We start from the raw sequence: 26,306 nt of genomic DNA on the forward strand, positions 1-26,306 counted from the left end.
CCTTCGGAAATAAGCCGAAATTCTCCAAAAATTAAAGAGCAATTTTCGGAAATTCCTTCTTATTTCTCGGAGCTAAACGGTTCCGTCCCGACCTTGTTTTTAATTAAGGTATTTTGTGTTATTTGAAGAAGGGGCATCGCTCAACAATGAAAAACTCTGTTTAGTATTTTTAAATAATCTTCTATTTATTACGTAATCGTTTAAAAATAATTTTTTTAATATAATTCTTCGCCATTCGTAGCAATCACTTGTTGATACCAAGCAAACGATTTTTTCTTTCGCCGTTCCAACGTTCCGTGACCATCGTTGTCTTTATCTACATAAATGAAGCCATATCGTTTCTTCATTTCACCTGTACTAGCGCTCACTAAATCGATGAATCCCCAAGGTGTGTAGCCCATCAAATCAATGCCGTCATACGCAACGGCTTCTTTCATCATCTCAATATGTGCACGTAAATAAGCGATTCTGTAAGTGTCGTTAATCGTTCCGTCTGGTTCTAGCTCATCAATAGCACCAAAGCCATTTTCGACAATAAAAAGTGGTAATTCATACCGATCATTGAACCAATTCATTGCATAGCGCAAGCCCATAGGATCGATTTGCCAGCACCAATCAGATGTTGCTACATAAGGATTTCGCACCAAGTCTTTTGCTTCATTGTAGTCAAAAGTGGGTGCCTTTTCTGCACCTTTCACAGCAAACGACATGTAATAGCTAAAGCCAATATAATCAACACAGCCATTAGCTAAATCAGTTAAATCTTCTTCTGTGACATCTAATGAAATGTTTTTTCGTTTCAAATAGCATTGAATTGCACTTGGATAATGACCGCGGACATGAACATCGGTAAACCAATAACGTTTTTGCATTGCGCTAACACTCATCATCATATCCTCAGGATTACAAGAATAAGGATAAATAGGCACCATTGCAATCATACAGCCAATTTGGAAGTCAGGATTGATAGCGTGACCAATTTTCACTGCACGTGCGCTAGCAACGAGTTCATAATGAGCAGCCTGATACATAATTGCTTCGCGGTCTTCTCCTTTTTGGTAAGCAATACCAGAGTTAGTAAAAGGCGCAAAATCTTCTTCATAATTGGTTTGGTTGTTAATTTCATTAAAGGTCATCCAATATTTGACTTTTTTCTGGTAACGAGTGAAACAGACTTCAGCAAATTTGACAAAAAAATCAATGACCTGGCGATTGCGAAAGCCGCCATATTTTGTGACTAAATGATAAGGCATTTCAAAGTGAGACAGTGTCACGACTGGCTCAATACCATTTTTCAAACACTCGTCAAACACTGCATCATAAAAACGAAGGCCTTCTTCATTGGGCGTTTCTTCATCTCCGTTAGGAAAAATTCGTGTCCAAGCAATAGAGGTTCGGAAACAATTTAAACCTAGTTCTTTGAATAGTTGAATATCTTCTTGATAGCGATGGTAAAAATCAATCGCTTCATGGTTAGGATAATGTTCATCGGGTAAAACGCCTGCGGTAATTTTACGAGGTACGCCATGTGCACCGGCAGTCATTACATCCGCCACGCTCACTCCTTTACCGCCTTGGTCCCAGCCTCCTTCTAATTGATGAGCAGCGACAGCGCCGCCCCAAAGAAAATCATTTTTCAAAATTGACATATCGTTTCAGTCCTTTGTTCAAATTTTTATGCGTTTTGTGCTTCGACTTTTTCAAGGGTTTCTTCAGTAATCGGTTGATTGGTTTCTTCTGCGTAATTAAGTGCATCCATTTTTTTAGCAAACGGTAAATAGATAAAGAAACTCATCGTCAGTACCACTACTTGAAGCAACGCTGCTTGCCAACCACCAACTAAAAGTCCAGAAATAATTGGAGGAGTAGTCCAAGGAACTTGCACCGCAGTAAAGAGAGGCACCAGTCCTGTGTACAAGGCAAAATATGTCACAACAGAAGAAACAATCGGTGTGATAATGAACGGCACAGCCATGATTGGGTTCATCACGATAGGTGTAGCAAAGACAATTGGCTCGTTAATATTGAAAACAGCTGGCCCAATTGAAAGACGACCTAATTGCTTAAACTGAGCTGATTTGGCAAAGAAAACCATGAACACGACTAACCCAATTGTCATGCCCGCACCAGTGACTGTTAAAAATTGATCTAAAAATTGTTGTGTAACAATATGGCCGCCATTAGCCAGTGTTAAGTCTTTTCCTGATTTCAAAATTTCGGTGTTTTCTAAAGAGTTTGCTTGTAAAATAGGGCCCATGATACCGCCAACGATTGTTGATCCGTGAACACCGAAAAACCAAAAGAGCGGGACGACAAATCCTAATAGTAATGCGCCACCTAGTGAATCTGTGACCCCTTGAAGTGGTGATTGTAGCACTTCGTAAATAAAGTCAAAGAATGTCGTATTGAAGACTTTATCTAGAAGAATGAAAATTAGCATTGCACCAGTTACAATGACGCTGGCAGGAATTAACGCAGTAAAGGAATTGGCCACATTTTCTGGTACAGCTTCTGGTAATTTGATGCGAATATCATGACGTAAAAACCAACTATATACAACACCTACTAACAAACCAACAATAATAGCTGTAATCATCCCTTTGCCAGCTGTCCAATCTTTGTTGATGACATTGCCAACTACTGCGCCAGAAACCGCATCTTTGACTTCAGATGACATAAACAAAATGAAAACCACCATGGCAATCATGCCCGCTGGGAGGCCTTCAAATCCCTCGCTTTTTACATATGAGTAGGCAATACCGATGACCGCAAATAAAGACATAATCGCAAAAGATGCACCATATGCTTGATTGAAATAAACAGCCAGACCGCTTGCGTTAACCCATTCAGAAATAGTTGTAACTGGGAAATTCGCTAAGAGAAGAAACACGGAACCAACAATGGTAAAAGGCATCGTGTAAAGCATCCCGTTCCGTAAGGCAGTAATCGCTTTGGTATTGACGAATTTTAGTACTGGAGGTAATAATTTCTCGTTAATCCATTCGTTCATAAAAATCTCTCCTTTGAAGAATAATATAAATGCAAATGTATCCGTTGAAGAATAATATAAATGCAAATGTATCCGTTTACACATTTACTATATAAGGTTATTTGAAGAAAAAATAGACTTTTGCTTGAATGAGAAACATGTACCAAGAAAAAAACAAAAAAGCTCATGCTGTCCAAAACAGCATGAGCTTTTTTGAAAAACGATTAGGAATGAGTTTCATCTAGTTCTTTTAAAAGTTGACTTGCTTGATGAGCTAGGAGTTCAATTAAAGCAATGACAGGGATTTGAGTGGTTGTATTGACTGATTTATCTGCAAATGGAGAACGTTCGTCGGGCATGTAATAGGAGATGTTGTAGTCAGCCAAGCGGGCAATAGTTGAATGTTGATTGTTGGTAATGCTTAGCACTTTGGCGCCAGCTGTTTTAAAATCGGTCATTTGTTTAATCATTTCATTGGTTTCCCCAGATACAGACAGAATCAAGGCTAATGTATTTTCAAATCCACGCTTGGGGATAGGCGTAAAGGGATCAGCAATACTGTAAGAATTGATATTTAAGTTGGTAAAATAACGACTGCCATAACTGCCTAAAATTCCGCTAGTACCAATGCCAGTAAAGGCGATGTGACGTGCTTGAACAATCATTTGAATCGCTGGACGAAGCATTTCGTAATAGGTTTCTTGGTTTAATTTTTTTAAAAAAGCATCGACGTGAATCGTGGCATCATAAAAATTTTCAAACGTTTGTGTTTGTTTGGCTTCTTCTTTCACTGCATATTTTAATTCGGAAAAGCCAGCATAGCCCATTTTGTTACAAAATCGTAGAATCGTTGAGGTGGAGACATGACAGGAAGTAGCCAGTTGGCGAATGGTCTGTTGAGGGATTTGGTGCAGATGTTCCAGTACATAATGGTAAACGAGCATTTCTAATTCATTCAAGGTCTGAACCTTCTCTAAATCAAACAAAGTAATCCTCCTTTATATAAAAACTGAATATGTTATTTTTTTGTGTAAATTAAATAAACCAATTCTTATTTTTTTTGAAAAAAATGCAAAATAACTCAATAAAAAGTTTCTTATTTTCTATTTTACAAAAAGTAGCCCAATTATCCTAGTTTTTCTCTTTTTTCTTTTAAAAATAACAATGCACACCCCTAGAGTTTTTTGTGAAAACAAGCTAAAATAGATAAGAAGAGAAAAGGAGGCGTTGGTGTGGCACGAGAAGTAATTTTATTTATTGCAGCGAGTATTGATGGTTTTATTGCGGATAAAGCAGGCGGTGTTGCTTGGTTAGAAGAGAATATTCGTGGCGATGAAGAAGATCGTAGTTACGATGAAATGTATGAAAAAATAGACACTGTGGTAATGGGTCGGACTACTTATGATCAAGTTACACAAGAGTTGTCCCCGGATGTGTATTTTTATGAAGACAAGCATTCTTATATCATTACCTCTCATCCAGAACCATCAACTGCTTCAAGAACTTTTACCAAGGAAGATCCAGTCACATTAATTCGTCGTCTCAAAGAAGAAGACGGCGCGGGAATTTGGATTGTTGGAGGCCCGAAAGTGGTTCAACCGCTTTTGGCAGCTGATTTAATTGATACCTTCATTTTGACGACAATGCCGCTGTTTCTGGGTGAGGGTATTGCTCTATATGAGACAATGGCTCAATCAATCCCAGTTCGTTTAAAACAGGTTTATCAAAAAAATGAGTTGGTTTATTCGATTTATCAACGTGAAAACAAAAATTAAAAAATAATTATTCGGTTGGGCAAGTTGCTTTCAAGGTTTTGAGTTTCTCATAGGGCGAGAGGAACAAAGCAACAGTTGTCTAGCCGTTTGTGTTGTTTTTGATTGACAAAGAAATGATAGAGGAGAAAAAAATGAAACATCAGATCAAAAGAAGGTTGTATATTTCACCTGTTCAAACAATTGTCTTAGGCTTTTTTCTATTAATTGTTGTAGGCACGATCTTATTAATGATGCCTTTTTCTGCACAAGCTGGACAAAAAACACAATGGATTGATGCTTTTTTCGTGGCAACTTCCGCCGTCTGTGTTACAGGACTTTCGCCTTTGAATACGGCGGAACATTGGAGTCCTATCGGGCAAGTTATTATTATGATTTTGATTGAATTAGGCGGCTTAGGTTTTTTAACAGTTGCCACGATTTTCTTTAGTTTGCTGCGAAAAAAAGCGTCACTAAGTGTACGAATGTTGTATCAAGAAGCGTTAAATGTTAGTGAAGTTTCCGGAGTTTTTCGTTTAATGAAATATATTATGAAGTTTGCGGCTATTATTCAATTACTTGGAGCCTTCTTGTTGTCCTTTCAATTTGTGCCGACATTTGGGTGGAAAAAAGGGTTGTTTTTTAGTCTCTTCCATGCCGTTTCGGCATTCTGTAATGCTGGTTTTGATTTGCTAGGAGATAGTCTGGTTCCTTATCAAAATTCGCCTTATCTTTTACTAGTCATAAGCTTTTTAATTATAGCTGGTGGCTTAGGATTTATCGTGTGGCGCGATATTTTTACAATGATTAAAGGCTATAAAAATAAAATTAAGCACCGTGTTAGTATTCATACACGCCTTGCTTTAACGGTGACCGCCACCTTTTTAGTCTTAGGGACCGTTATTTTTTACATTTCAGAATATCGCCATTTTCCAGCTGACATGTCTTTTTGGCAACGTCTTGTCAACAGTTGGTTCTTGTCGGTTACACCAAGAACTGCTGGCTTTTATTCGGTTGATTATTTAAAAATGAGTAATCCAGGCCTGATTGTCACAATTTTGTGGATGTTTATTGGTGGAACTTCAGGATCAACCGCTGGCGGCTTGAAAACCACCACGTTTGGGGTGTTATTTTTACAATTTCGTGCGATTTTTAAGGGGAAACAGCGAGTGGAATTCCATGAACGCACAATTCCTGAGAGAGTAGTGCTCCAAGCGTTTACTTTGTTCTTCTTGGCAACTTTTTTATGTGTAACTGCTTCGGTTATTCTCTCGTTTACAGAAACATTACCTTTAAAAAACGGGATTGAGTATATTGTTTTTGAAGTAATTTCTGCTTTTGGAACGGTTGGTTTAACAATGGGGTTAACACCAGATTTAACTGTTTTTGGTAAACTGGTGATTATTTTTCTAATGTTCGTCGGTCGTGTCGGTGTGTACACGGTGTTATTATCATTAATTAAGAAAGGCTTGGAAAGTCAGTCGAAAGTTCAATATCCAAAAGAATCAGTGATGATTGGTTAATAGAGAAAGAGGGAAATAGAATGGAATTTTTAGGTATTTTATGTTTGATTTTAATTACAACAACTTTAGCAGGTGTTGCTTGTAAAAGAGTAGGGATTCCTGCAGTAATTGGGCAATTGTTAGTAGGGATTGTGTTGGGTCCAGCGATGTTAAATATTGTGCATCAGGATGTGTTTGTGCATGACTTTTCAGAGATTGGTGTCATTATGCTGATGTTTATTGCTGGAATGGAATGTGAATTGGACTTATTGAAAAAATATGCGAAACCTAGTGTCATGGTCGCTATTTTGGGCATCGTTTTACCGGTTGGTTTTACTATGTTGATTAGTCAGCTGTTTGCTTTTTCTTGGAAAGAAGCTTTTTTCCTTGGGTTAGTTTTAGCAGCAACCTCGGTCAGCATTTCAGTAGAAGTATTAAGAGAGTTGAATGTTTTAAGTAGTAAAGAAGGTGCAACGATTCTTGGGGCTTCTGTCGTTGACGATATCGTGGTCGTGATTATTTTAAGTGTCGCTGTCGGCATGATTGGTGCAAGTACAGGCGGCAATACAGAAGTCAGCTTTATTGTTAAGTTAATTGAACAAGGCTTATTCTTTATTGGGATTTTCTTTTTGGTCCGCTTTATCGCTCCCTATTTACTACGTTTAAGTCAAAAAATGAACATTGGGTCGTCTGTTATTATCATGTCATTGATTATCTGTTTGGGCATGGCTTATTTGGCTGATTTAGTTGGTTTAAGTTCTGTCGTAGGTGCCTTCTTTGCAGGGATTGCTGTGGGACAAACGGATGCAAAAACAGAAATTGATTTCAATATTGAAGCTATTGGCTATGCCGTGTTTATTCCTGTCTTCTTTGCCAGCATTGGCTTATCAGTGACATTTAACACGTTAGGAAAAGATTTACCTTTTATTTTGGTAATGACGATTATGGCGATTTTAACGAAATTACTGGGCGGCGCCTGGGGAGCGAAAATGGTTGGTTTCTCCAATACAAGTTCCTTGATGGTTGGTGCTGGGATGGTTTCGCGTGGGGAAATGGCATTAATCATTGCGCAAATTGGTTACCAATCTAAATTACTTTCAGAAGCGTATTATACGAGCATGATTGTGGTAATTATCTTAACGACCTTAGTTGCACCGTTCTTATTGAAATACTTTGTTAAAAAACAAGAATCTGAGTTGCAATAAAAAAAGATGAGCAGAAGTTGTTGACAAAAAAATAAAATAGCTATATGATGAGTTCAAGATAAACGACTACATTTGTAGTCGATAATCTTGAACTCTTTTTTATTGATGAAGGAGGAATTTAACGAGTATGGCAAAAGATAAATTAGCGACAATTACTGATGCAGAGTGGGAAGTCATGCGGGTTATTTGGACCCAAGGCAAAACCACGAGTCGTGAAGTGCATACACTTTTAAATGAGAAGAAAGAATGGAAATCAACGACCGTCAAGACGTTACTAAGTCGTTTAACAGATAAAGGGTTAGTTGGGACGGAGAAAGCAGGCAATAAATATATTTATTATCCGCTAGTAGAAGAACGTCGGAGCGTTGAAACGGTGGCAGATGAACTTTTAGCCAAGGTGTGCAGCCGTAAAGTTGGTTCCGTGGTAGAAACAATTTTAACAGAGAGTCAGTTGAGTTATGACGATTTGGATCGATTAGAGGAACTCTTGAAAGAGAAGCGCAAGACGGCGGTTGAATCCGTCCCTTGCAACTGTATTCCTGGTCAATGCCAATGTCATTTAATTTAAAAAGGAGTGAAAAAAATGGAAAGTAAAACGTTTGATATTGAAGGGATGAGCTGTGCTTCCTGTGCCCAAACGATTGAAAAGGCTACGGCGAAGTTACCTGGGATGGCAAAGGCAAGTGTCAATTTAGCTACGGAAAAATTAAGTGTCACGTATGATCAGACGGCAGTCACAGAAGAAGAAATTAAGGAAGCTGTGTCAGATGCTGGCTACAAGGCGATTAGCCCAGCCCAGCAACGAACGTTTGCGATTGAAGGAATGAGTTGTGCTTCCTGTGCCCAAACGATTGAAAAAGCTGTGAACCAATTATCTGGTGTTCAACAAGCGATTGTTAATTTAGCCACGGAAAAACTGGTGGTTAGTTATGACGACCATCAAGTAACGAGTGCTGAAATTATCAAAGCAGTTACGGATGCAGGTTATCAGGCGACAGAAGAAGTCACTGCCGGTGTAACAGCGGACCAAGATCGCGAAAAGAAACAAAAACATATTGCTGAGATGTGGCAACGTTTTTGGCTCTCAGCGGTGTTTACAGTGCCACTTCTTTATATTGCGATGGGACACATGGTAGGCTTACCATTGCCAGATTTTTTGAATCCAATGACACATGCGACGACTTTTGCAATGGTTCAATTGATTTTGACGTTACCTGTCCTATATGTCGGCAGAGAATTTTTCACAGTTGGTTTTAAAGCATTATTTAAAGGTCATCCGAATATGTTTTCTTTGGTGGCTTTAGGAACCAGTGCTGCTTTTGTGTATAGTTTATATGGTACAGTCATGATATTTTTAGGAGACACAAGTTTTACAATGGCTCTTTATTATGAATCAGCGGGTGTTATTTTAACCTTAATTACGTTAGGAAAATATTTCGAAGCTGTTTCAAAAGGGAAAACCTCAGATGCAATAAAAAAATTAATGGGTTTAGCGCCGAAAACTGCTCATATTTTACGTGATGGCGCAGAAATTGAAGTGCCAGTTGATGCTGTTCAGTTGGATGACATTGTGATTGTTCGCCCAGGAGATAAAATCCCTGTTGATGGAGTGATTGTTTCAGGCAGTAGTTCTGTGGATGAAGCCATGTTAACGGGCGAAAGTTTGCCTGTTGAAAAGAAAGTCGGTGATGCAGTAATTGGTGCTAGCATCAATAAAAATGGCAGCTTTCAATTCAAGGCGACAAAAGTGGGAAAAGAGACGGCCCTTGCCCAAATCATTCAATTAGTGGAAGATGCGCAAGGCTCAAAAGCGCCGATTGCACAATTAGCTGATAAAATTTCGGGTGTTTTTGTCCCAATCGTCATTGGTTTGGCTGTTCTTTCTGGCTTGGCTTGGTTCTTTTTAGGACAAGAGTCATGGATTTTCGCTTTGACAATTACCATTTCTGTGTTAGTGATTGCTTGTCCTTGTGCGCTCGGCTTGGCAACGCCGACTGCGATTATGGTGGGAACAGGTAAGGGCGCCGAAAATGGCGTTTTAATTAAAAGCGGGGATGCTTTAGAAACAACCCATAAAATTCAAACAATCGTGTTTGATAAAACAGGGACTATTACAGAAGGCAAACCGGTGGTTACAGATATTTTAATTGCTGATTCAGCACTTTCAGAAGCTGAGTTACTCACATTAGCTGCTTCTGCAGAACAAGGATCAGAACATCCTCTAGGTGAAGCAATTGTGGGAGCGGCTAAAGAACGTCAATTGCCATTAGCAGAAGGAAGCGATTTTTCAGCGATTCCAGGTCACGGCATCCGTGTGACAGTCAACGAACGAGTCCTACTTTTGGGCAATATAAAATTAATGAAAGAAGAAGCCATCGAGCTATCAACGTTTGTTCAACAAGCGGATCGTTTGGCAGAAGAAGGGAAAACCCCAATGTTTGTGGCAAAAGATGGTTCATTTGCGGGTATCATTGCGGTAGCAGATACTGTGAAGGATAGCAGTCAAACAGCCATTGCACGTTTGCATAAAATGGGGATCGAAGCCGTGATGATTACGGGAGACAACCAGCGTACTGCCGAGGCGATTGCGAAACAAGTAGGTATCGATCGTGTCTTAAGTGAAGTTTTACCAGAAGATAAAGCGTTAGAAGTGAAAAAACTACAAGCAGAAGGCAAAAAAGTTGCGATGGTGGGTGACGGTATTAATGATGCACCAGCACTTGCCCAAGCGGATGTGGGGATTGCTATTGGTTCAGGCACAGATGTTGCGATGGAATCGGCCGACATTGTGCTAATGCGCAGTGATTTAATGGATGTGCCTACAGCAGTTGAATTAAGTAAAGCGACTATCAAAAACATCAAAGAAAATCTTTTCTGGGCATTTGCCTATAATACATTAGGTATTCCAGTGGCTATGGGTGTGTTACACTTATTTGGTGGACCTTTGTTAAGTCCAATGATTGCAGCAGCAGCTATGAGTTTTAGTTCAGTCTCTGTCTTACTAAACGCCTTACGCTTAAAAGGATTTAAACCTTCGGCGGTGAAAAGAACTAGTGGAAGTCAAAAATAAAATTGAAAAGGATGAAGTGAAATGGAAAAAACAGTAAAAATTGACGGAATGAAATGTGAGGGCTGTGTTCAAGCAGTCACTGAAAAATTTAGTGGCATTGACGGCGTAACGAATGTTGCGGTTCACTTGGCAGATCATACAGCCGTTGTGACAGCAGATCGTGAAGTAAGTCAGGATGAACTGAATACTACGTTGGCAGATACAAAATTCAAAGTTGTCAGCGAATAACAAAAAAACAGGGCCTACCATCATGCGTAGGCCCTGTTTTTTTGTTATGGAAGTTTTGCTTTAATTTCCTGATAAATCTTAGTCGTTTCTTGACCATCACGCGCAGTATAATAATAAACTTTCTCCCGTGTTTCTATTTTCAGAATCGGCTGACTTTTTGTATAAATTAGTAAATAAGCAGGTTTTCCAGCGACTTTAAATTCTCCTGTTAAGTAACTATCTGTCGCAGCGCCCATTGTGCGAATGCGTTCTTGAGGTAAGTCATCAATCAAAGAAACAGCAGCGATTTGGTTAAAAGGAATCGATCTCGTTTTTGCTAATGGGGCAGATAATTCAATTTGTTTCTTTTCGATGGTTGCTTGAAAGGCATGGTTAGAAAAATCATTTATAAACATCGGTACTGTGGCAAAGAACAGCACCGCAATCGTTAAAATACCAGTAGCAGCTAGAATAATTTTCCCAGCAGGACGACCGAGATTAATAGATAAATTCATACCAATGCGATCGGGAACCATGATTTTGGGGTCCTTTGGATTGATATAAATCCCATACCGCCAATATTGATCATCATCCCCATAGCGATAGTCGCCGGCCTGTAAAACGAATTGGTCTTGTTTTTTACGCATTGAAAATAGGTAGTAGAAAAGAAAGCCTACATAAACAAACAAAAGAATAAAATAACAAAATGTAAGGGTCATCGCAACCGTATAATCAATGACAATTGTGAAAGTTGGTAAAATGGTTAACGGCGCAAAAACTAAGGCCGATAAAACCATTAAAACAGACCAATGATGTCGAAATAAATCATTGATTTGCTGATTAATTTTTGAGTCACTAGTTAGCGGTTTGACAGGTAAGCGCGCAACAAAATAATAGCCGCCAATGAACAAACTTAACATCAAAACAGCAATTAAGAAAAGAATCCAAGAACCAATCGCCGTTTGCAAGGAATAAAAGCCCCCCGCAAAAGTAAGAATAATCGCAGGTAAAAACCACCAAAATGAAATAAGTTTCTGGTTTTTATTTAAAACTAATTGTGTGTCGATTAAGAGAGGACGCTTAGGAAGCAACCAGCCGTTTTGCATTTTTAAAGCGGCCATTTTGCGAATATAAACAATTTGCAGATAGTAGCCACTGCCAATAAAACTAAATAAAAGTAACAGAAAAAGGAACAATAAAATCGAATCATAAGGAATAAATAACAAAGGTAAACTAAGAACACTGAAAATGGCTGCTAATTGAACCAAGTGTTTTTTATAACGTTTTCGGATTGCTTGAACGCTGGGATCTTGTAGTTTATCTTCTGGTAAAGTGTTTTCCAAAATAATATTTTTGTGAGGATTTGCATAAATCCCCATAGTAAATGCCATAAAAAAAGCGACAGAAACTAGGATGAAATAAAAGAATACCGCCATTATAATGCACGCCCTTTCGAATCAAAATTTTGATAAATTTTCTGAATAAGTGCTTGGATTTCTGCTTCGGATTGCTGATGTAAAAAACTTTCAGCTAACAGAAGTTCTAAACGCTCATGCAATTGCTGTTGCCAAACAGCGGTAGCAGGTAATTTTGCGGCAATTTTGGTACCGTTACGACGGTCAGTCACAATATAACCTGATTGTTTTAACTTGTTATAAGCTTTTGAAACAGTCATCATATTGACCCCGATTTCGTCTGCCAATTGTCGGATAGAAGGCAAACTTTCATTGGGAACCAGTTCACCTTTGGCAATGCCTACAATGATCTGATCAATGAGTTGCTGATAAATCGGTTGTTCGCTTTGTTCATCTATTTCTAAAAGCATCGAATCACTCCTGTCTTATTTGCGCTACCTGTATTATATATACTAATACAAAAAGAGTTAGAAAGCAAGGAATTTAGAGTAAATGGTTGTTTCTGCTTAAAGAGAAGCATATAATGAAGAAGAACGTAAAATGAAAGGACGATGAAAAAATGACAGCAATTGAACCAAAATTAACAGAGAAATTCCATCAAGATTTCTTGAACAATAATAAACAAAATGCCTTACAACGTAGTGTAGTAAAAAATGGTATCAGCGCTTCTGGTGAATCTGTACAAGGAGCCGTGAATAACGTACCCGTCTTTTCAGTCGACTTAGCTACTGGAAAAGTGGCCAATCAAAAACAAAGCGGTCGCTGCTGGATGTTTGCGGCGTTAAATACATTTAGACATAGAATGTTAAATACGTTTCAATTAAAAGATTTTGAATTATCACAAAACTATACATTTTTCTGGGATAAATATGAAAAATCAAATTATTTCTATGAAAATATTATTGCAACAGCCGATCAACCGTTGACTAGTCGTAAAGTGGCCTTTTTATTAGCTACACCACAACAAGATGGTGGTCAATGGGATATGATTGTTTCAATTTTTGATAAATATGGCGTAGTACCTAAAACGGCAATGCCTGAAAGTAGCAACAGTTCCAATTCACGTGATTTAAACAACTATTTAAATAAAAAATTACGCAAAGATGCAACAATTTTACGTAGTTTAATTGAAAAAGGCGCTTCTGCTGAAGAAGTCCAAAAAAACAAAGAAGCAATGTTACAAGAAATTTATAATTTCTTAGCAATCTCTTTAGGAACGCCGCCAGAAACCTTTGATTTTGAATACCGTGACGAAGAAAAAAATTATCATTTGGAGCAAAATCTAACACCGCAAACATTCTTTGAAAAATACGTTGGCGTTAATTTACATGATTATGTAAGTATTATTAATGCTCCTACAGAAGATAAACCCTTCAACAAAACATACACTGTTGAAATGTTAGGGAATGTTGTCGGCGGCAAAGAAGTTAAATATTTAAATGTAGAAATGGCTGCTTTCAAAAAATTAGCTGTTGCACAGTTGGAACAAGGCGAATCTGTTTGGTTTGGTTGTGATGTCGGCCAATCTTCAACACGTGACACAGGAATTATGGCATTAGACGTTTACGATATGAACGATCTTTTTGATATTGATTTTACGATGACTAAAGCAGAACGTTTAGACTTTGGTGAAAGCTTAATGACACATGCCATGGTTTTAACAGGTGTTGATATCATTGATGGCCAAACAACAAAATGGAAAGTGGAAAATAGCTGGGGCGAAAAAGTCGGTGAAAATGGCTTCTTTGTCATGAGCGATGCGTGGATGGACGAATACATTTATCAAATCGTTGTGCACAAAGATTTATTAACTGACGAACAGAAAAAAGCTTGGGAACAAGCACCAACTGTTTTGGCACCTTGGGATCCAATGGGTGCGTTAGCCTAAAACAGAAAAAGAAGGCCCCCGCCGTCATGGCGGGGGCCTTCTTTCTACGTTGGACGGCGAACTTCACGGATTTCGCCCAATGTTGTATAATCATTGCCTGCTAAACGAGCAATCGGTTGGAATTTTTCAGGTAAAATGTACTGATGTTCTTCATCAAAAACGGCTGAATCAAAATAGAAATCGGTAATTTCTACAATGAATAAATCCGTAATAATTTGACCTTCATGGTTAGCAATAGGTACATATTGATGTAAGCGAGCTTCCATCCGAATCGGCGCGGCTTTGATTGCTGGAACAGCAACAGTCTGGCTGGCAATGGTTTCAATACCGAATGTGTCAATTTCACTGATTTCTGCTGCTAAAGACGCCGAAGTTTGATTCATTTGAGTAAGAACGTCTTCGTTAACGAAATGGATGACAAGTTCTTTAGTAGCCAAAATGTTTCGTGCCGTATCTTTAGGCGTTTTGTCTGGTCGTAAAATGGACAACGTTGCTAAAGGAATTTCAGCTGCCGCTGCATTAAAGAAACTAAAGGGGGCAGCGTTGACGATACCTGTAGCTGTATCTTGTGTTGTAACCCAAGCGATTGGCCGAGGAATAATGCTTCCTGATAAAAATTTATACGCTGTTTTTGCAGATAACTCGTTACTATTGTAATGAATCATAGGAGCCTCCTAGAAAAAATACTAATTTCTTTGAACATTCGCATCTGAAGTATCGAAAGGACGCACAAATTCTTCAATCCCTGCCCGTTTTGGTTCTAAAAATGGCGGTAATGATAATTTTTCGCCAGCGTGTTCGTAGGTTTCATCCTCTAAAAACCCAGGACCATCGGTTGCCAGTTCAAATAAAACATGTGTTGCTGCCAAGAAATATTCAGATTTAAAGTAAAAACGTTCCACAAAGCCAGAATTAGGAAATTCCAAACGATTAATTTTTTCAATCCAGAAACGTAGTGCTTCCTCATCGGCAACACGCAAGGCTAAGTGATGGACATTGCCGTAGCCTTCTTGAGCCGCTGGCAAATCTTCCCGATGCTCTACGATAATGCTGGCACCATTCCCACCTTCACCAACTTCAAATAAATGGAAACTACCTTCAGCATCAATCAATTTGAATCCTAAAACTTCAGTTAAAACTAGTTGCAGATGTTCGTAATTTTCGACAGTTACAAAGGCTGGACCTAAGCCGATTAAAGCATGTTCACTAGGAACGTTAGATTTTTTCCAAGGCGTGCCAGCTGCAACACCTTGGTTCTTTTCATCAGAAATAAGCTGGTAACGTTGATTGTCAAAGTCTTCAAATTCTAAATACTTTTTGCCAAAACGTTCTTGAATTTCTCCATGATCAATTGCGTATTCATTAAAGCGTGACACCCAGTAATCCAAAGCAGCATCATCTTTTACACGGAAGGAAGTACGAGAAATTGTATTGGTTCCTTTGCTTCCTTTAGGTAAGCCTGGGAAATCAAAGAAAGTCATGTCTGTTCCGGGAGAGCCAGCATCATCAGCAAAAAATAAATGATATGTTTCAATATCGTCTTGATTAACAGTCTTTTTAATTAAACGTAGACCTAAAATATCGGTGAAAAAGTGATAAATTTTTTCAGCACTTGAAGTCATGGCAGTGACGTGGTGTAAACCTAAAATTTGTGTATTCATAATAAAAATCCTCCTAAAAGAAAAATAATTTTTTAATTAACTTACTAAAAGTAAGTTTAAATGATTAGTCCTAAAAATGCAAAAGAAATGTCTCGAATTCGAACTATTATTTTCTAGTTGATTTTTTTAAAAAATAAGAATATAATAACCTGAGATATTTTAATACATAAACTTGCGTAAACATCGCCGGATGCTTGCGACTAAAGTGTTAATGAACAGTTCTTAGGCCATAGCTGAACTGTTTGTTGGCACTTTTTTTGTTTGGAAGGGAAGGAAAACAAGATGAGTAAAGCTTGGTTAAAAGTTATTTTTGGCGCTTTTTGTGAAGTGATTTGGGTCATTGGCATGAAGCATAGTACAACATGGTGGGAGATTTTAGGGACAGTAATTGCAATCTTTATCAGTTTTTATGCGCTGATTAAAGCAGGAGAGGAATTGCCAGTGGGCACAGCATATGCTGTATTTGTCGGCTTAGGTAGTGCTGGAACTATTGTGACAGATCATTTTTTATTCCACACACCATTGGGCATAGGGAAAGTTCTTTTTCTGTTGCTGTTATTAATAGGTGTGATTGGCTTAAAAATGGTAACTGGAAATAAAGAGGAGGAAACAAGATGAGTTGGTTATACTTAGTCATTGCAGGCTGTTTTGAAATCTTTGGCGTAGGTTCAATTAAATTATTTACAACAAAAAAAGACTTACGTTCATTGTTAATTTTAATTCTAGCGTTTAGTGGTAGTTTTTTATTCTTATATTTAGGAATGAGACAATTACCAATGGGCGTTTCTTATGCGGTTTGGACAGGAATTGGTACAGCAGGAGGCGCTATTTTAGGAATGCTCTTAGGTGAATCAAAAGACCCACGCCGGATATTTTTTATTTTTTTAATCATTGTTTCTGTGATTGGTTTAAAATTAATTGGTTAGAAAGTGAGAGAATACTGTTTGGATTATTGAAAGACAGGCGAGTAAAATTTAAAAAGAGACAGAACCAAACGCGGTGTTCTGTCTCAAAATAGCTTTTATTTTACGAGGTTACTATAACGTGTCGCAAATTCATTGTTGTAGGACTTGCCGTTGACATCTTGACCAACATCCCAATTTGCAGACCAAGTCATTAAGCCACGGATAGGATTACCATCTTTTGCTAACTGGTCAAAAGTTTTGGCTACAGGGCTGGCCTCAACGACATAGCCGCTACCAGCAGCATCCCGATTTGCTGGTAAACCAAGGACTAATTTATCGTTTGGTATCTGTAGATAGCCGCGCGTGCCATGGATCAATGAATCAGACATATAATAGAGGAATTCGTATTTTAAAGCATCGTTGCTTTGGGCGACCCAAGTCATAATTTCATCAACCCAGACACCATCGCCGCCTTGGTTATATAATTGTGGGGCAATGTAATCATAATAACCATTTAGGGAAGTAATGTAGGTTTCATAAGCGGCACCAGGTTTTAAATAAGGAAATTCTGGCGCCATCGTAATGATGAAATTTTTTCCTTGTGCTCGATAATGGTCTTTGACTATTTTCAACGCAGCAGGGATGACGGTTTGGTTGTCGCCAGCAGTAATTGCCAATTGCTCTAAGTCGATGTCTAAACCATCAAAGCCGTATGTTTCCACTTGACGAATGATTTCATTCGCAAAGGCCTGTTCATCACCTTTGACTAATTGAATATGTGCATCTGCTCCACCAAGTGCCAATAAAACTGCACGACCTTGACTATTTAATTGTGCGACCTCTTGTCGGAAGGCAGTGTCCGTTTGATTGTAAGGCTTGAACGTAGGAATCCGTGTCGTACCATCGCTTTTCATAAAGGAAACCGGTACGACATTGTAGGCTTGATTGACATCTGAAAGGTTCAACGTTGCTGATGTTCCTTGCTTGTAACCATCGCGTCCTTTTGAGGCCCAGTTATGCCAATACCCAACTAACACTTTTTTGCCAGAGATATCTACCATCGTATCCGCAGCATCTGCAGAAGCTTGAGTAGGCGTTAACCACAAGCCCACTGCAACGGTCGAAAGAAGGAGAAAAGCAGGAATTATTTTTTTTAGCTTCATTTTTTGAGAACTCCTTTAATTTAGTTTAAGATGTGGGTATTTTTACTGAATGTTCACATCAATTGCTTGGTAAAAGGCGTTCACAGTATCACCAATGCCCCAGACAGCGTAAATGACATGATAACCTTTGCGGTCTGTCGGAATATTAATTGTTTGTTTGACAACTTTATTAGGAACTTCTTGTTTGCCGTCGATTGAAGCAATTTTGTCGAAGTTTTTAATGTCTAATGGTTGATTTGGGTTCCAGCCATTTTTCGTAATATAGTAATCCCAAGAAGCAGTTCTATGTTGAGCAGTTAAGTTCCAAGTGATGTCAAGGGGACCTGTTGTAATGTTTGTTTTATGCCAACGAGTAGCTGTTTGTTCATCCAAAGGTTCAAAACCTGAGACACCTGCACTGGCTAATTTACCAGTAATAAACGTATTTTTTGGCGCTTCGATACTTTGAGGTTCCCATTGTGCACGACCAACATTTGTATTTAAGTTACCCCCAGCAGAACTACCAAAGAAAGCACGACTTCCAGGACTTGCCACGTAACCATGAGCCTCCGAAACAGTAGGGGCCAATGCAGCGCCACCTAAAACAAAACTAAAAGCCAGGACGATTGTTAATAAACTCTTTTTCACGAAAAAAACCTCCTAAAAAATTATTTGTATGCGCTTACAGTTAGGAATATAACATAATAATCTTTCAGATACAAATAATAAGAAATGTTATTTTTTAAATAAGTCAATATTTTTTTAGTGATATTAACCATGGTTTTAAATAATATAAATAATAGTATTTTTCGAATTTTTGTTAATTTTTTATTCAGAATCGCAATTGAAGAAATCACGTGGTATACTTTTAATAAGAAACAATGACACGAAAGTAGCCATTGGAAAAAGGAGATTATTTCGTGGGAAAAAAACATACATCCTCTTATGAAGTTGCCTACTATGACGGCGATTTTACTGGCGCAATGAAGATACCGGCTTTGTTAGCGGTTGTTATTAAAGTATCAGAAGAACAAACAGAATTACTAGGAAGAGATGCGGCTTATGTCGCCCAATTTGGCCTAGGTTGGGTCATCACCAATTATGAAATAGAGATTCACCGCTTACCAAAAGTTGGTGAAAAAGTAGCAATTACAACGCAAGCAATGAGTTATAACAAATATTTTTGTTATCGTAACTTTTGGGTTCATGATGAAGAAGGCAATGAATGTGTCTTTGTGAAATCAACCTTTGTCTTAATGGATCAAAAAAATCGGAAAATCAGTAGTGTGTTACCAGAAATTATTGCACCTTTTGATTCTGAAAAAATCACTAAAATTTATCGCCATGAAAAAATTGAAAAAGTCACAGAGGGGAACTTTTTACCTTATCGCGTGCGTTTTTTTGATATTGATGGCAATCAACATGTCAACAATGCGATTTACTTTAATTGGTTATTGGACGTGTTAGGGTATGACTTTTTAACAACGCATCAACCGAAAAAAATTCTTGTGAAATTTGACAAAGAAGTAGAATACGGCCAAGAAGTCGAAAGTCATTACGAAATTGTCGAACAAGAAAATCAGTTGAAAACGCGCCATGAAATTCGGATTGATGGTCAAATCTATTGTGAAGCGAATATCGATTGGACAAACTAAGAAGTTGAGCTGACAATATAGAAAAATAAAAAGTTACGCAGAGGAGGAAGGACATGATTCGCTTAGGATTAACATCTTTTAGTGAACACGACTATTTAACTGGGAAAAAACGGGCCACGCTTTATGAATACGCCAGTCATTTGCCGCTAGTTGAAATGGACACGGCGTATTACGGGATTCCTCCCAAAGAACGAGTAGCTGAATGGGTCAAAGCAGTTCCAGAAAACTTTCGCTTTGTCATGAAAGTTTATAGTGGAATCAGTTGTCAAGGTGAGTGGCAAACCTATTATGCAAGTGAAGAAGAAATGATCACCGCTTTTTTAGAAAGTATGGCCCCGTTAATTGAAAGTAAAAAATTATTTGCCTTTCTGGTACAATTTTCAGGAACATTTGGTTGTACGAAAGAAAATGTCGCTTACTTGCAAAAAATTCGTCACTGGTTTAAAGACCTACCCATCGCCATTGAATTACGAAATAATTCATGGTATCAACCAAACTTTGTAAAACAAATGTTGCAATTTATGAAAGAAAATCAATTTTCACTTGTGATTGTAGATGAACCGCAGATCCCTACGAATCCAGTGCCCTTTTATCCTTATGTAACGAATCCTAATCTCGTGCTCTTCCGGTTTCACGGACGTAATGCGGCTGGCTGGTTAGCCAATGATTCAGAGTGGCGTAAAAAAAGAACCCTCTATCATTATAATACGCAAGAAATCGCTGATTTAAGCGAAGCTGTTTTAAAAATGTCGCAAGAAGCCAAAGAAGTGGGCGTAATTTTTAATAATAATTCTGGCGGTGATGCTGCAGAAAACGCCCTACAGATGCAAAAAGTCTTGAATTTGAGTTACGATGATTTGAATCCAAAACAATTAGATTTATTTTGAGAAAGAAGGTAGCTGAATGTCTGAAAAGCAATCCCCTTATGAAATGGCTTGTGCATTCCACGAGGTTTTTAATCCACAACAACCAGAGCAACCAACTGCTTTTTCGCCAGAGCTAGCCAGTCGACGAGCAGAGTTTAAAGTCGAAGAACTTGTGGAATTTTTATATAGTGCTGCTGATAATGACCAGGTGCTTTTTCAACAATTGGTCAACGGATTAAAAAAATCTGTCGATAAAGCAGAGCAGAAAGTCTTGGCGAAAGGCAAACCAGTATCTGATCCTTTAGTGGAGGAAGTGGATGCACTAGTCGATTTATTGTATTTTACTTATGGTTCGTTTTGCTTAATGGGCGTCAATCCAACAAAAATTATTGAAATCGTTCATCAAGCCAATATGGGAAAATTATTTCCAGATGGGCAGCCACATTATGATCCAGAAACAAACAAAGTATTAAAACCTGAAAATTGGGAACAAGATTTTGCGCCAGAAGCTAAAATTAAAGCGGAAATTCAACGCCAATTGAAAATTACTGAGAGCAATAAAAAAGACGAATGAGAAAACTCATTCGTCTTTTTTATTAATCATGGAAGAACGTCCGATATAAGGCTTTGATGGCTTTTTCCTCTTGTTCTTTTTTGATACCAAACATAATACTTACTTCCGAAGATCCTTGGTTAATCATTTCTAAGTTGATTTTTTCTTTGGCTAACGCCATTGTACTTTCAGCAGTAACCCCAATTCGTTGGCGCATGCCTTCGCCGACAATCATAATCATGGAAAGGTGATGCGTGATGCGTAACTCATCAGGCGCTAAAACTTCTTGGAGTTGGGTCATCAGCCGATTTTCAATTTCAGTGGTTAACTGGTCTTCTCTTAAAACAATCGTAATGTCATCAATTCCTGAGGGCATATGCTCATAGCTTAAGGCTAATTTTTCTAGTACTTCTAAGAGCCGTCGCCCAAAACCTAACTCTCTATTCATTAAATACTTACTAATGTAAATACTTGCGAATCCTTGATCACTAGCAATTCCTACAACAGGAGCATGTTTCACTTTGCGAGAAGTGGTAATTAGGGTGCCAGGATGATGTGGGTTGTTGGTATTTTTGATAACGACTGGAATATTTGCACGATAGGCAGGCATTAAGGCTTCATCGTGGAGGACGGCAAATCCTGCATAAGCTAACTCTCGCATTTCTCTGTAGGTTAATTCTTGAATTGTTTGAGGATGTTCAATAATTCCAGGATGTGCGACATAAATTCCGTCCACATCAGTAAAATTTTCATACAAATCTGCTTGGACACCTGCGGCAACAATGGACCCTGTGATATCGGAACCACCACGAGAAAAAGTACAAATTTCGCCTGCTTCTGTATAACCAAAGAAACCTGGAATAACCAAGATTTGTTGAGTCTCACGATAGGCACTAATTTTCTCTAAAGCTTTTGGTAAAATGCGGGCATTGCCTGGCTCAGGTGTCACTAGGAGACCTAATTCTTTTGGACTAATGTAGCGAGCATCTAAGCTATTTTGCTTGAAAAAACTGGCAACAACTTTTGCATTATTGTCCTCGCCGCTAGCTAAAAAATAGTCAAATAAAAAAGCATTGTTTTCTTTTGGTAAAGTGGCTAATTGGCGAATCGAAATAGCGATATCAGCTAAAACTGCTTTATCCAAGTGTAATTCATCAAAAAGATCTTCATAACGTCGAATGATGGCAGTGATTGTCGGTTCAATTTCCTCATTATTTAAGTAGCGCTGATAGTATTGAATCAATAAATCAGTCACTTTAATATCTTGCGGGGTTCGCTTTCCAGGAGCGGATACAACGACAAACGTTCGGCGCGGCTCTTCCATGACGATTTGTAAGACTTTCTGTAACTGTGGTGCTGATGCTAGCGAGCTACCGCCGAATTTAACTACGTTCACGTTTATCACTCCTGTTTTTAATTATTTTCTCATTTGTAGATTAGTAAAAGGATACCGAAAAACATTTAGAAAAGCAACCACTTATTTTCAGAAAGTTAGGAAATCATGAAAATATTTGTTCTTCATTTTTCCTTAAAATTTTGTTAAACTGTAAAGATATGAGTCGTAACGAAGGAGTTAAATAGTATGACAGAATCCAAAACTGCCATTATTTTTGATATGGACGGTGTCCTAGTAGATAGCGAAGCTTATTATTATGAGCGACGTAAAGCATTTTTAGCGGAATTTGATTTGACCATTGAGGGCCTAACCTTGCCAGAATTAGTCGGTGCAGATATGCGTTCATTATGGCAAAAGATTGAACAAGTCAACAAAAAAGAGCTAGATATTGCTTTTTTAAATGAACAATACATAGCCTATAAAAAAGCGCATCCGATAGATTATTTAGCTGTGCTTGATGAAAATGCGAAACGTGTTTTACAATTTTTAAAAAGACAAGGCTATAAAATCGGATTAGCTTCTTCTTCCACAAAAGACGCAATAGAAGAGGTTTTGACAGTGGGGCAATTAAGTAGTTATTTTGATGCGGTCGTGAGTGGGGAAGATTTCGAAGAAAGTAAACCAGCGCCGGATATTTATCTGCACACGTTACAAGAATTAGCTGTCGCTCCACAGGAATGTATAGCCATTGAAGATTCAGAAAAAGGCATTGCCTCTGCGAAAGAAGCTGGGCTAGAAGTTTGGGCTATGCGAGATGAACACTTTGGCATGAATCAAAGTCAAGCGGATGCCTTCTTAACACAACTAAGTGATATTTGTAAAAAAATTAGTGAAAATCGAATCGATGAAAGTAGTGAATCAACCCCTTCGTAAGAAGATCGTGGGTTTTCTTAAAAAAGTTTGTTATAACTAGTGAATGAATATACAGTTTGTGCTATAATTTTCTATAGGTATTTCTGCAAGAATGGCCTTTTTCAAGGGTCAGAAACAATAGATAACCGTGTGAAGAGAACAAACAACCTTTCTTTTATTATAGAAAAATTATCGGAGGAGCCAAAATGAAGAATAATTGGATTATCATTTTAGTACTAGTAATCGTTATTATTGCTGCGGTGCTATACTTAATTGGTTATTTTATGCGCAAAAAAAATCAAGAACAATTAAATGAACTAGAAGTTCGTAAAGAAGCCCTGTTTGACTTGCCAGTCTTTGAAGAAATTGATGATATCAAAAAAATGCATTTAGTTGGACAGAGTCAAAATAGTTTCCGTGAATGGAATCAACGTTGGGTAGAACTATCAACGCGTTCTTTCGCCGAACTAGAAAGTCAAATTTATGAAGTCGAAAATCAAAATGAAATTTTCCGCTTCATGAAAGCGAAAAAAGCAGTCGTGGAAGCGAATGAAACGATGACCGAAATGGAAGCCGAAGTGGAAGTCATTCGTAATGGCTTGAAAGAATTACGTGAAAGTGAAGAGCGCAATTCATTAGAAGTTCAAAAAGCTTTGGATGTCTATGAAGAATTAAGTAAATCACTAAAAGATGATAAAGCTAGCTTTGGTCCAGCTTACTCCGAAATCCAAAAACAATTAAGAAACGTCGAAATTGAATTCACACAATTTGTCACTCTAAATACATCAGGCGATCCAATCGAGGCTCGAGAAGTTCTAGAAGATGCGGAACGTCATACGTATGAATTGGAGGACTTGATGAAACGGATTCCACCAATGTATGAAGAATTAAATGAAACTTTCCCGGATCAATTAAAAGAAATTGAAGAAGGCTACAACCAATTATTAGCTGACGATTATGTATTCCCTGAACAAAACTTTGCTGAAGAAATTCAACATGCGAAAAAACGTGTGGAGAATTCAATGGCTGATTTAGAAAAAACAGAGATTGCCGCAGTAGAGGTCGCAAATCGCGACACAGCAACGGCGATCGATGCATTATATGAAGTGATGGAACGTGAAATCGAAGCGAAGAAATATGTCGTGACCAATCAAAAAATTATTGATGATTATATTTCTCATTCCTTAAAAAATAACCGTCAATTAATGATTGAATTGGACCATGTCTCACAAAGTTACACCTTAAACAATAACGAGCTAGGACGTAGTCGTGGTTTCCAAACGGAAATTGAAGAAATTATTCGCCGTCAAAAAGATTTGGAACCTCAAATGAAAGAACATACCGTTCCTTATTCTGAAATTCAAGCGTTCTATAAAGAATGCTATAAGATTTTAGATGATATTGAAAATCAACAATTAGAAATCGATGCTTCATTGAAAGAACTAAGAAAAGGCGAAAAAGTCGCCCAAGAAAAAGTTGACGAATACGAATTCCGTTTACGGAGTATCAAACGGTATGTTGAAAAGCAACGATTGCCAGGTTTGTCTGCTGATTACTTGGAATTTTTCTATGTGGCAACAGATCGAATTGAAGATTTAAGCCGTGCCTTAAATAAAATGCGTATTAACATGGATGAAATCAATCGTTTGTGTGACTTATGCGAAGATGATTTAGAGTTATTAGATAAGAAAACAAAAGATTTAGTCAATGCAGCAGCTTTGACAGAACAAATGATGCAATATGCAAACCGCTATCGTCATACTCATGAGAACATCCGAACGGCTTTAGATAAAAGCATGTATTTATTCTCGACAGAATTCCGTTATCAAGATGCATTAGATGAAATTGGAACGGCCTTGGAAGCTGTTGAGCCAGGAGCGTTCAAACGAATCGAAGATTTTTATTTTAAAAATATCAATAACCCTAATTTAACAGCAATTTAATTAAACAATCACTAAACAGAGGTTTGTCGACAGACAAGCCTCTGTTTTTATGGCGTAGTGGTGACTTGAAGTGATACTTTAGAAAGTATATAATGGGAAAGAATTTTAAAAAAGAAGGGTGACAAATGATTTATTTTGATAATAGTGCAACCACACCGATTTACCCCCAAGCTTTAGATACATATGTAAAAACCAGTCAGCGGATTATTGGCAATCCGTCTAGCCTACATGACTTAGGCAGCCAAGCAAATCGGCTCTTACAACAAGCACGGAAGCAGCTTGCGGAGCTAATCAATGTTTCAGCAAATGAAATCTATTTTACAAGTGGCGGAACTGAAGGAGATAACTGGGTTTTAAAAGGAACGGCAATCGAAAAACGAGAATTTGGTAATCATATCATTATTTCTGCAGTGGAACATCCAGCAGTCACAGAAACAGCGGAACAATTAGTCGAACTAGGTTTTGAACTTTCTTATGCGCCAGTGGATAAAGACGGTCGTGTGAAAGTCGAGGAATTACAGAAATTAATTAGAAAAGAAACGATTTTGGTTTCTGTTATGGCAGTGAACAATGAAGTGGGAACGATTCAACCAATTAAAGAAATCAGCGAGGTTTTAGCGGCGTTTCCTAAAATTCATTTTCATGTAGATGCGGTTCAAGCAATTGGAAAAGTTAATTTCTCGGAGTGGTTAACGGATCGGGTGGATTTTGCAACGTTTTCTGCACATAAATTTCATGGACCACGAGGCATTGGTTTTATGTATTGGAAACAAGGAAAACGTTTAGCGCCGCTTTTAACAGGAGGCGGGCAAGAAAACAACCAACGAAGTGGGACAGAAAACGTACCAGCAATTGTGGCAATGGCCAAAGCGTTGCGTTTGCATTTAGAGAACGAGCAACAACGGCCGCAACATGTGGCGACATTACGGAGTTGTTTATTAAATACGCTAGGAAAATTTCAAAATGTGACTGTTTTTTCACAAGAAAATGAATATTTTGCGCCACATATTTTGTGTTTTGCTTTGAAAGGAATCCGTGGAGAAGTACTAGTCCATGCATTGGAAGAAAAACAGATTTATATTTCGACCACGAGTGCTTGTTCTAGCCGCAAAAAAATGGCTAGTAGCACCTTGTATGCCATGCATGTACCTGGAGAATTGGCTACTTCTGCTGTGCGCATTAGTTTAGATGAAAGCAATACAATGGCAGAAATTGAACAATTTATGATTGTTTTTAACCAACTTTATCAAAAATTTTCTCGTGTAAATTAATAAAAAAAATAAGTCGGATCCTAGAAATAGGACCC

25 protein-coding genes are annotated in these 26,306 nt (G+C 38.0%); 15 read left to right on the forward strand and 10 right to left on the reverse strand.

Annotated features, from left to right (window positions below):
• Nucleotides 1–215: 215 nt before the first annotated feature.
• From genA to genR, 3 genes are all read right to left on the reverse strand, one after another.
• A complete protein-coding gene (gene genA, locus IGL49_RS01305; RefSeq protein WP_104858251.1) occupies nucleotides 216–1,649 on the reverse strand; it encodes a 6-phospho-beta-glucosidase GenA in 1,434 nt (477 codons plus the stop codon).
• Nucleotides 1,650–1,675: 26 nt separating this feature from the next.
• Nucleotides 1,676–3,010 (reverse strand): PTS sugar transporter subunit IIC, encoded by a 1,335-nt coding sequence (genB, locus tag IGL49_RS01310; RefSeq protein WP_104854739.1) that lies wholly within the window; start codon nucleotides 3,008–3,010, stop codon nucleotides 1,676–1,678.
• Between the two features lie 203 nt (nucleotides 3,011–3,213).
• Nucleotides 3,214–3,975: a transcriptional regulator GenR gene (gene genR / locus IGL49_RS01315; RefSeq protein WP_104854740.1), complete on the reverse strand. Its 762-nt coding sequence runs from the start codon at nucleotides 3,973–3,975 to the stop codon at nucleotides 3,214–3,216.
• Between the two features lie 246 nt (nucleotides 3,976–4,221).
• Between genR and IGL49_RS01320 the strand changes: the two genes are divergently transcribed.
• From IGL49_RS01320 to IGL49_RS01345, 6 genes are all read left to right on the forward strand, one after another.
• A complete protein-coding gene (locus tag IGL49_RS01320) occupies nucleotides 4,222–4,764 on the forward strand; it encodes a dihydrofolate reductase family protein (protein WP_085443748.1) in 543 nt (180 codons plus the stop codon).
• A gap of 131 nt (nucleotides 4,765–4,895) precedes the next feature.
• On the forward strand, nucleotides 4,896–6,263 hold the full coding sequence (locus IGL49_RS01325) for a TrkH family potassium uptake protein (RefSeq protein WP_104854741.1): 1,368 nt from the start codon (nucleotides 4,896–4,898) through the stop codon (nucleotides 6,261–6,263).
• A 20-nt stretch (nucleotides 6,264–6,283) separates the two neighbouring features.
• The gene (locus IGL49_RS01330; RefSeq protein WP_104858668.1) at nucleotides 6,284–7,447 is read left to right on the forward strand and encodes a cation:proton antiporter; all 1,164 of its coding nucleotides are present in this window, start codon (nucleotides 6,284–6,286) and stop codon (nucleotides 7,445–7,447) included.
• A gap of 127 nt (nucleotides 7,448–7,574) precedes the next feature.
• The gene (locus IGL49_RS01335; RefSeq protein ID WP_002358353.1) at nucleotides 7,575–8,015 is read left to right on the forward strand and encodes a CopY/TcrY family copper transport repressor; all 441 of its coding nucleotides are present in this window, start codon (nucleotides 7,575–7,577) and stop codon (nucleotides 8,013–8,015) included.
• A gap of 15 nt (nucleotides 8,016–8,030) precedes the next feature.
• A complete protein-coding gene (locus tag IGL49_RS01340; RefSeq protein WP_104854743.1) occupies nucleotides 8,031–10,517 on the forward strand; it encodes a heavy metal translocating P-type ATPase in 2,487 nt (828 codons plus the stop codon).
• Between the two features lie 21 nt (nucleotides 10,518–10,538).
• Entirely contained in the window at nucleotides 10,539–10,745 is a 207-nt protein-coding gene (locus IGL49_RS01345; RefSeq protein ID WP_104854744.1) for a heavy-metal-associated domain-containing protein, read from the forward strand.
• 44 nt (nucleotides 10,746–10,789) lie between these two features.
• Here the strand turns inward: IGL49_RS01345 and IGL49_RS01350 are convergent, their stop codons facing one another.
• Nucleotides 10,790–12,160 (reverse strand): PH domain-containing protein, encoded by a 1,371-nt coding sequence (locus IGL49_RS01350; protein WP_104853813.1) that lies wholly within the window; start codon nucleotides 12,158–12,160, stop codon nucleotides 10,790–10,792.
• The gene (locus IGL49_RS01355; protein WP_002358356.1) at nucleotides 12,160–12,549 is read right to left on the reverse strand and encodes a GntR family transcriptional regulator; all 390 of its coding nucleotides are present in this window, start codon (nucleotides 12,547–12,549) and stop codon (nucleotides 12,160–12,162) included. Before IGL49_RS01355 ends, IGL49_RS01350 begins: the two co-directional genes overlap by 1 nt.
• A gap of 149 nt (nucleotides 12,550–12,698) precedes the next feature.
• On the opposite strand from IGL49_RS01355, the gene IGL49_RS01360 reads away from it, so the two are divergent.
• Nucleotides 12,699–14,027, forward strand: a complete 1,329-nt coding sequence (locus IGL49_RS01360; RefSeq protein WP_104853814.1) for an aminopeptidase C — start codon at nucleotides 12,699–12,701, stop codon at nucleotides 14,025–14,027.
• A gap of 44 nt (nucleotides 14,028–14,071) precedes the next feature.
• Here IGL49_RS01360 and IGL49_RS01365 read toward each other — a convergent pair whose 3' ends face one another.
• Both IGL49_RS01365 and IGL49_RS01370 read right to left on the reverse strand, forming a co-directional pair.
• Nucleotides 14,072–14,692, reverse strand: a complete 621-nt coding sequence (locus IGL49_RS01365) for a flavin reductase family protein (RefSeq protein WP_104853815.1) — start codon at nucleotides 14,690–14,692, stop codon at nucleotides 14,072–14,074.
• A 21-nt stretch (nucleotides 14,693–14,713) separates the two neighbouring features.
• Nucleotides 14,714–15,688: a ring-cleaving dioxygenase gene (locus tag IGL49_RS01370; RefSeq protein ID WP_016635236.1), complete on the reverse strand. Its 975-nt coding sequence runs from the start codon at nucleotides 15,686–15,688 to the stop codon at nucleotides 14,714–14,716.
• 261 nt (nucleotides 15,689–15,949) lie between these two features.
• Here IGL49_RS01370 and IGL49_RS01375 point away from each other — a divergent pair, with 261 nt between their 5' ends.
• Together IGL49_RS01375 and IGL49_RS01380 are read left to right on the forward strand one after the other, a co-directional pair.
• Nucleotides 15,950–16,306 (forward strand): DMT family transporter, encoded by a 357-nt coding sequence (locus IGL49_RS01375; RefSeq protein WP_002386054.1) that lies wholly within the window; start codon nucleotides 15,950–15,952, stop codon nucleotides 16,304–16,306.
• The gene (locus IGL49_RS01380) at nucleotides 16,303–16,614 is read left to right on the forward strand and encodes a DMT family transporter (protein WP_002361148.1); all 312 of its coding nucleotides are present in this window, start codon (nucleotides 16,303–16,305) and stop codon (nucleotides 16,612–16,614) included. The genes IGL49_RS01375 and IGL49_RS01380 overlap by 4 nt, the downstream gene beginning before the upstream one ends.
• Nucleotides 16,615–16,709: 95 nt before the next feature.
• Here IGL49_RS01380 and IGL49_RS01385 read toward each other — a convergent pair whose 3' ends face one another.
• Both IGL49_RS01385 and IGL49_RS01390 read right to left on the reverse strand, forming a co-directional pair.
• Entirely contained in the window at nucleotides 16,710–17,756 is a 1,047-nt protein-coding gene (locus IGL49_RS01385; RefSeq protein ID WP_104853816.1) for a chitinase, read from the reverse strand.
• A gap of 42 nt (nucleotides 17,757–17,798) precedes the next feature.
• Nucleotides 17,799–18,383 (reverse strand): lytic polysaccharide monooxygenase, encoded by a 585-nt coding sequence (locus IGL49_RS01390; RefSeq protein ID WP_002355225.1) that lies wholly within the window; start codon nucleotides 18,381–18,383, stop codon nucleotides 17,799–17,801.
• A 272-nt stretch (nucleotides 18,384–18,655) separates the two neighbouring features.
• Between IGL49_RS01390 and IGL49_RS01395 the strand changes: the two genes are divergently transcribed.
• From IGL49_RS01395 to IGL49_RS01405, 3 genes are read left to right on the forward strand one after another with little or no spacing between them, the layout of a single operon-like run.
• Nucleotides 18,656–19,390: an acyl-ACP thioesterase domain-containing protein gene (locus IGL49_RS01395; protein ID WP_002413507.1), complete on the forward strand. Its 735-nt coding sequence runs from the start codon at nucleotides 18,656–18,658 to the stop codon at nucleotides 19,388–19,390.
• A 53-nt stretch (nucleotides 19,391–19,443) separates the two neighbouring features.
• Nucleotides 19,444–20,277 (forward strand): DUF72 domain-containing protein, encoded by an 834-nt coding sequence (locus IGL49_RS01400; protein ID WP_104853817.1) that lies wholly within the window; start codon nucleotides 19,444–19,446, stop codon nucleotides 20,275–20,277.
• Nucleotides 20,278–20,293: 16 nt separating this feature from the next.
• Nucleotides 20,294–20,830, forward strand: coding sequence for an HAD family hydrolase (locus IGL49_RS01405; RefSeq protein ID WP_104853818.1), 537 nt, complete (start codon nucleotides 20,294–20,296; stop codon nucleotides 20,828–20,830).
• A 22-nt stretch (nucleotides 20,831–20,852) separates the two neighbouring features.
• Here the strand turns inward: IGL49_RS01405 and IGL49_RS01410 are convergent, their stop codons facing one another.
• Nucleotides 20,853–22,205, reverse strand: coding sequence for an aspartate kinase (locus IGL49_RS01410; RefSeq protein ID WP_438748965.1), 1,353 nt, complete (start codon nucleotides 22,203–22,205; stop codon nucleotides 20,853–20,855).
• A 186-nt stretch (nucleotides 22,206–22,391) separates the two neighbouring features.
• Here IGL49_RS01410 and IGL49_RS01415 point away from each other — a divergent pair, with 186 nt between their 5' ends.
• The 3 genes from IGL49_RS01415 (at nucleotide 22,392) to IGL49_RS01425 (ending at nucleotide 26,271) form a co-directional block, all read left to right on the forward strand.
• Nucleotides 22,392–23,078 (forward strand): HAD family hydrolase, encoded by a 687-nt coding sequence (locus tag IGL49_RS01415; protein WP_104853820.1) that lies wholly within the window; start codon nucleotides 22,392–22,394, stop codon nucleotides 23,076–23,078.
• Nucleotides 23,079–23,263: 185 nt separating this feature from the next.
• Nucleotides 23,264–25,000, forward strand: coding sequence for a septation ring formation regulator EzrA (gene ezrA, locus IGL49_RS01420; protein ID WP_104853821.1), 1,737 nt, complete (start codon nucleotides 23,264–23,266; stop codon nucleotides 24,998–25,000).
• Nucleotides 25,001–25,125: 125 nt separating this feature from the next.
• Entirely contained in the window at nucleotides 25,126–26,271 is a 1,146-nt protein-coding gene (locus IGL49_RS01425; protein WP_104853822.1) for a cysteine desulfurase family protein, read from the forward strand.
• Nucleotides 26,272–26,306 lie beyond the last annotated feature (35 nt).

The organism is Enterococcus sp. DIV1337a (assembly GCF_051712285.1).
Taxonomy (GTDB): domain Bacteria; phylum Bacillota; class Bacilli; order Lactobacillales; family Enterococcaceae; genus Enterococcus; species Enterococcus faecalis.

Excerpts from the sequence above, each read along its gene's own strand:
- IGL49_RS01365 (WP_104853815.1), bottom strand. The coding sequence starts at position 14,692 with ATGATTCATTACAATAGTAACGAGTTATCTGCAAAAACAGCGTATAAA.
- genA (WP_104858251.1), bottom strand. The coding sequence starts at position 1,649 with ATGTCAATTTTGAAAAATGATTTTCTTTGGGGCGGCGCTGTCGCTGCT.
- IGL49_RS01340 (WP_104854743.1), top strand. The coding sequence starts at position 8,031 with ATGGAAAGTAAAACGTTTGATATTGAAGGGATGAGCTGTGCTTCCTGT.
- IGL49_RS01405 (WP_104853818.1), top strand. The coding sequence starts at position 20,294 with ATGTCTGAAAAGCAATCCCCTTATGAAATGGCTTGTGCATTCCACGAG.
- IGL49_RS01400 (WP_104853817.1), top strand. The coding sequence starts at position 19,444 with ATGATTCGCTTAGGATTAACATCTTTTAGTGAACACGACTATTTAACT.
- IGL49_RS01355 (WP_002358356.1), bottom strand. The coding sequence starts at position 12,549 with ATGCTTTTAGAAATAGATGAACAAAGCGAACAACCGATTTATCAGCAA.
- IGL49_RS01325 (WP_104854741.1), top strand. The coding sequence starts at position 4,896 with ATGAAACATCAGATCAAAAGAAGGTTGTATATTTCACCTGTTCAAACA.
- IGL49_RS01350 (WP_104853813.1), bottom strand. The coding sequence starts at position 12,160 with ATGGCGGTATTCTTTTATTTCATCCTAGTTTCTGTCGCTTTTTTTATG.
- IGL49_RS01425 (WP_104853822.1), top strand. The coding sequence starts at position 25,126 with ATGATTTATTTTGATAATAGTGCAACCACACCGATTTACCCCCAAGCT.
- IGL49_RS01330 (WP_104858668.1), top strand. The coding sequence starts at position 6,284 with ATGGAATTTTTAGGTATTTTATGTTTGATTTTAATTACAACAACTTTA.
- IGL49_RS01335 (WP_002358353.1), top strand. The coding sequence starts at position 7,575 with ATGGCAAAAGATAAATTAGCGACAATTACTGATGCAGAGTGGGAAGTC.
- IGL49_RS01415 (WP_104853820.1), top strand. The coding sequence starts at position 22,392 with ATGACAGAATCCAAAACTGCCATTATTTTTGATATGGACGGTGTCCTA.
- ezrA (WP_104853821.1), top strand. The coding sequence starts at position 23,264 with ATGAAGAATAATTGGATTATCATTTTAGTACTAGTAATCGTTATTATT.
- IGL49_RS01370 (WP_016635236.1), bottom strand. The coding sequence starts at position 15,688 with ATGAATACACAAATTTTAGGTTTACACCACGTCACTGCCATGACTTCA.
- IGL49_RS01360 (WP_104853814.1), top strand. The coding sequence starts at position 12,699 with ATGACAGCAATTGAACCAAAATTAACAGAGAAATTCCATCAAGATTTC.
- genB (WP_104854739.1), bottom strand. The coding sequence starts at position 3,010 with ATGAACGAATGGATTAACGAGAAATTATTACCTCCAGTACTAAAATTC.
- IGL49_RS01345 (WP_104854744.1), top strand. The coding sequence starts at position 10,539 with ATGGAAAAAACAGTAAAAATTGACGGAATGAAATGTGAGGGCTGTGTT.
- IGL49_RS01385 (WP_104853816.1), bottom strand. The coding sequence starts at position 17,756 with ATGAAGCTAAAAAAAATAATTCCTGCTTTTCTCCTTCTTTCGACCGTT.
- IGL49_RS01380 (WP_002361148.1), top strand. The coding sequence starts at position 16,303 with ATGAGTTGGTTATACTTAGTCATTGCAGGCTGTTTTGAAATCTTTGGC.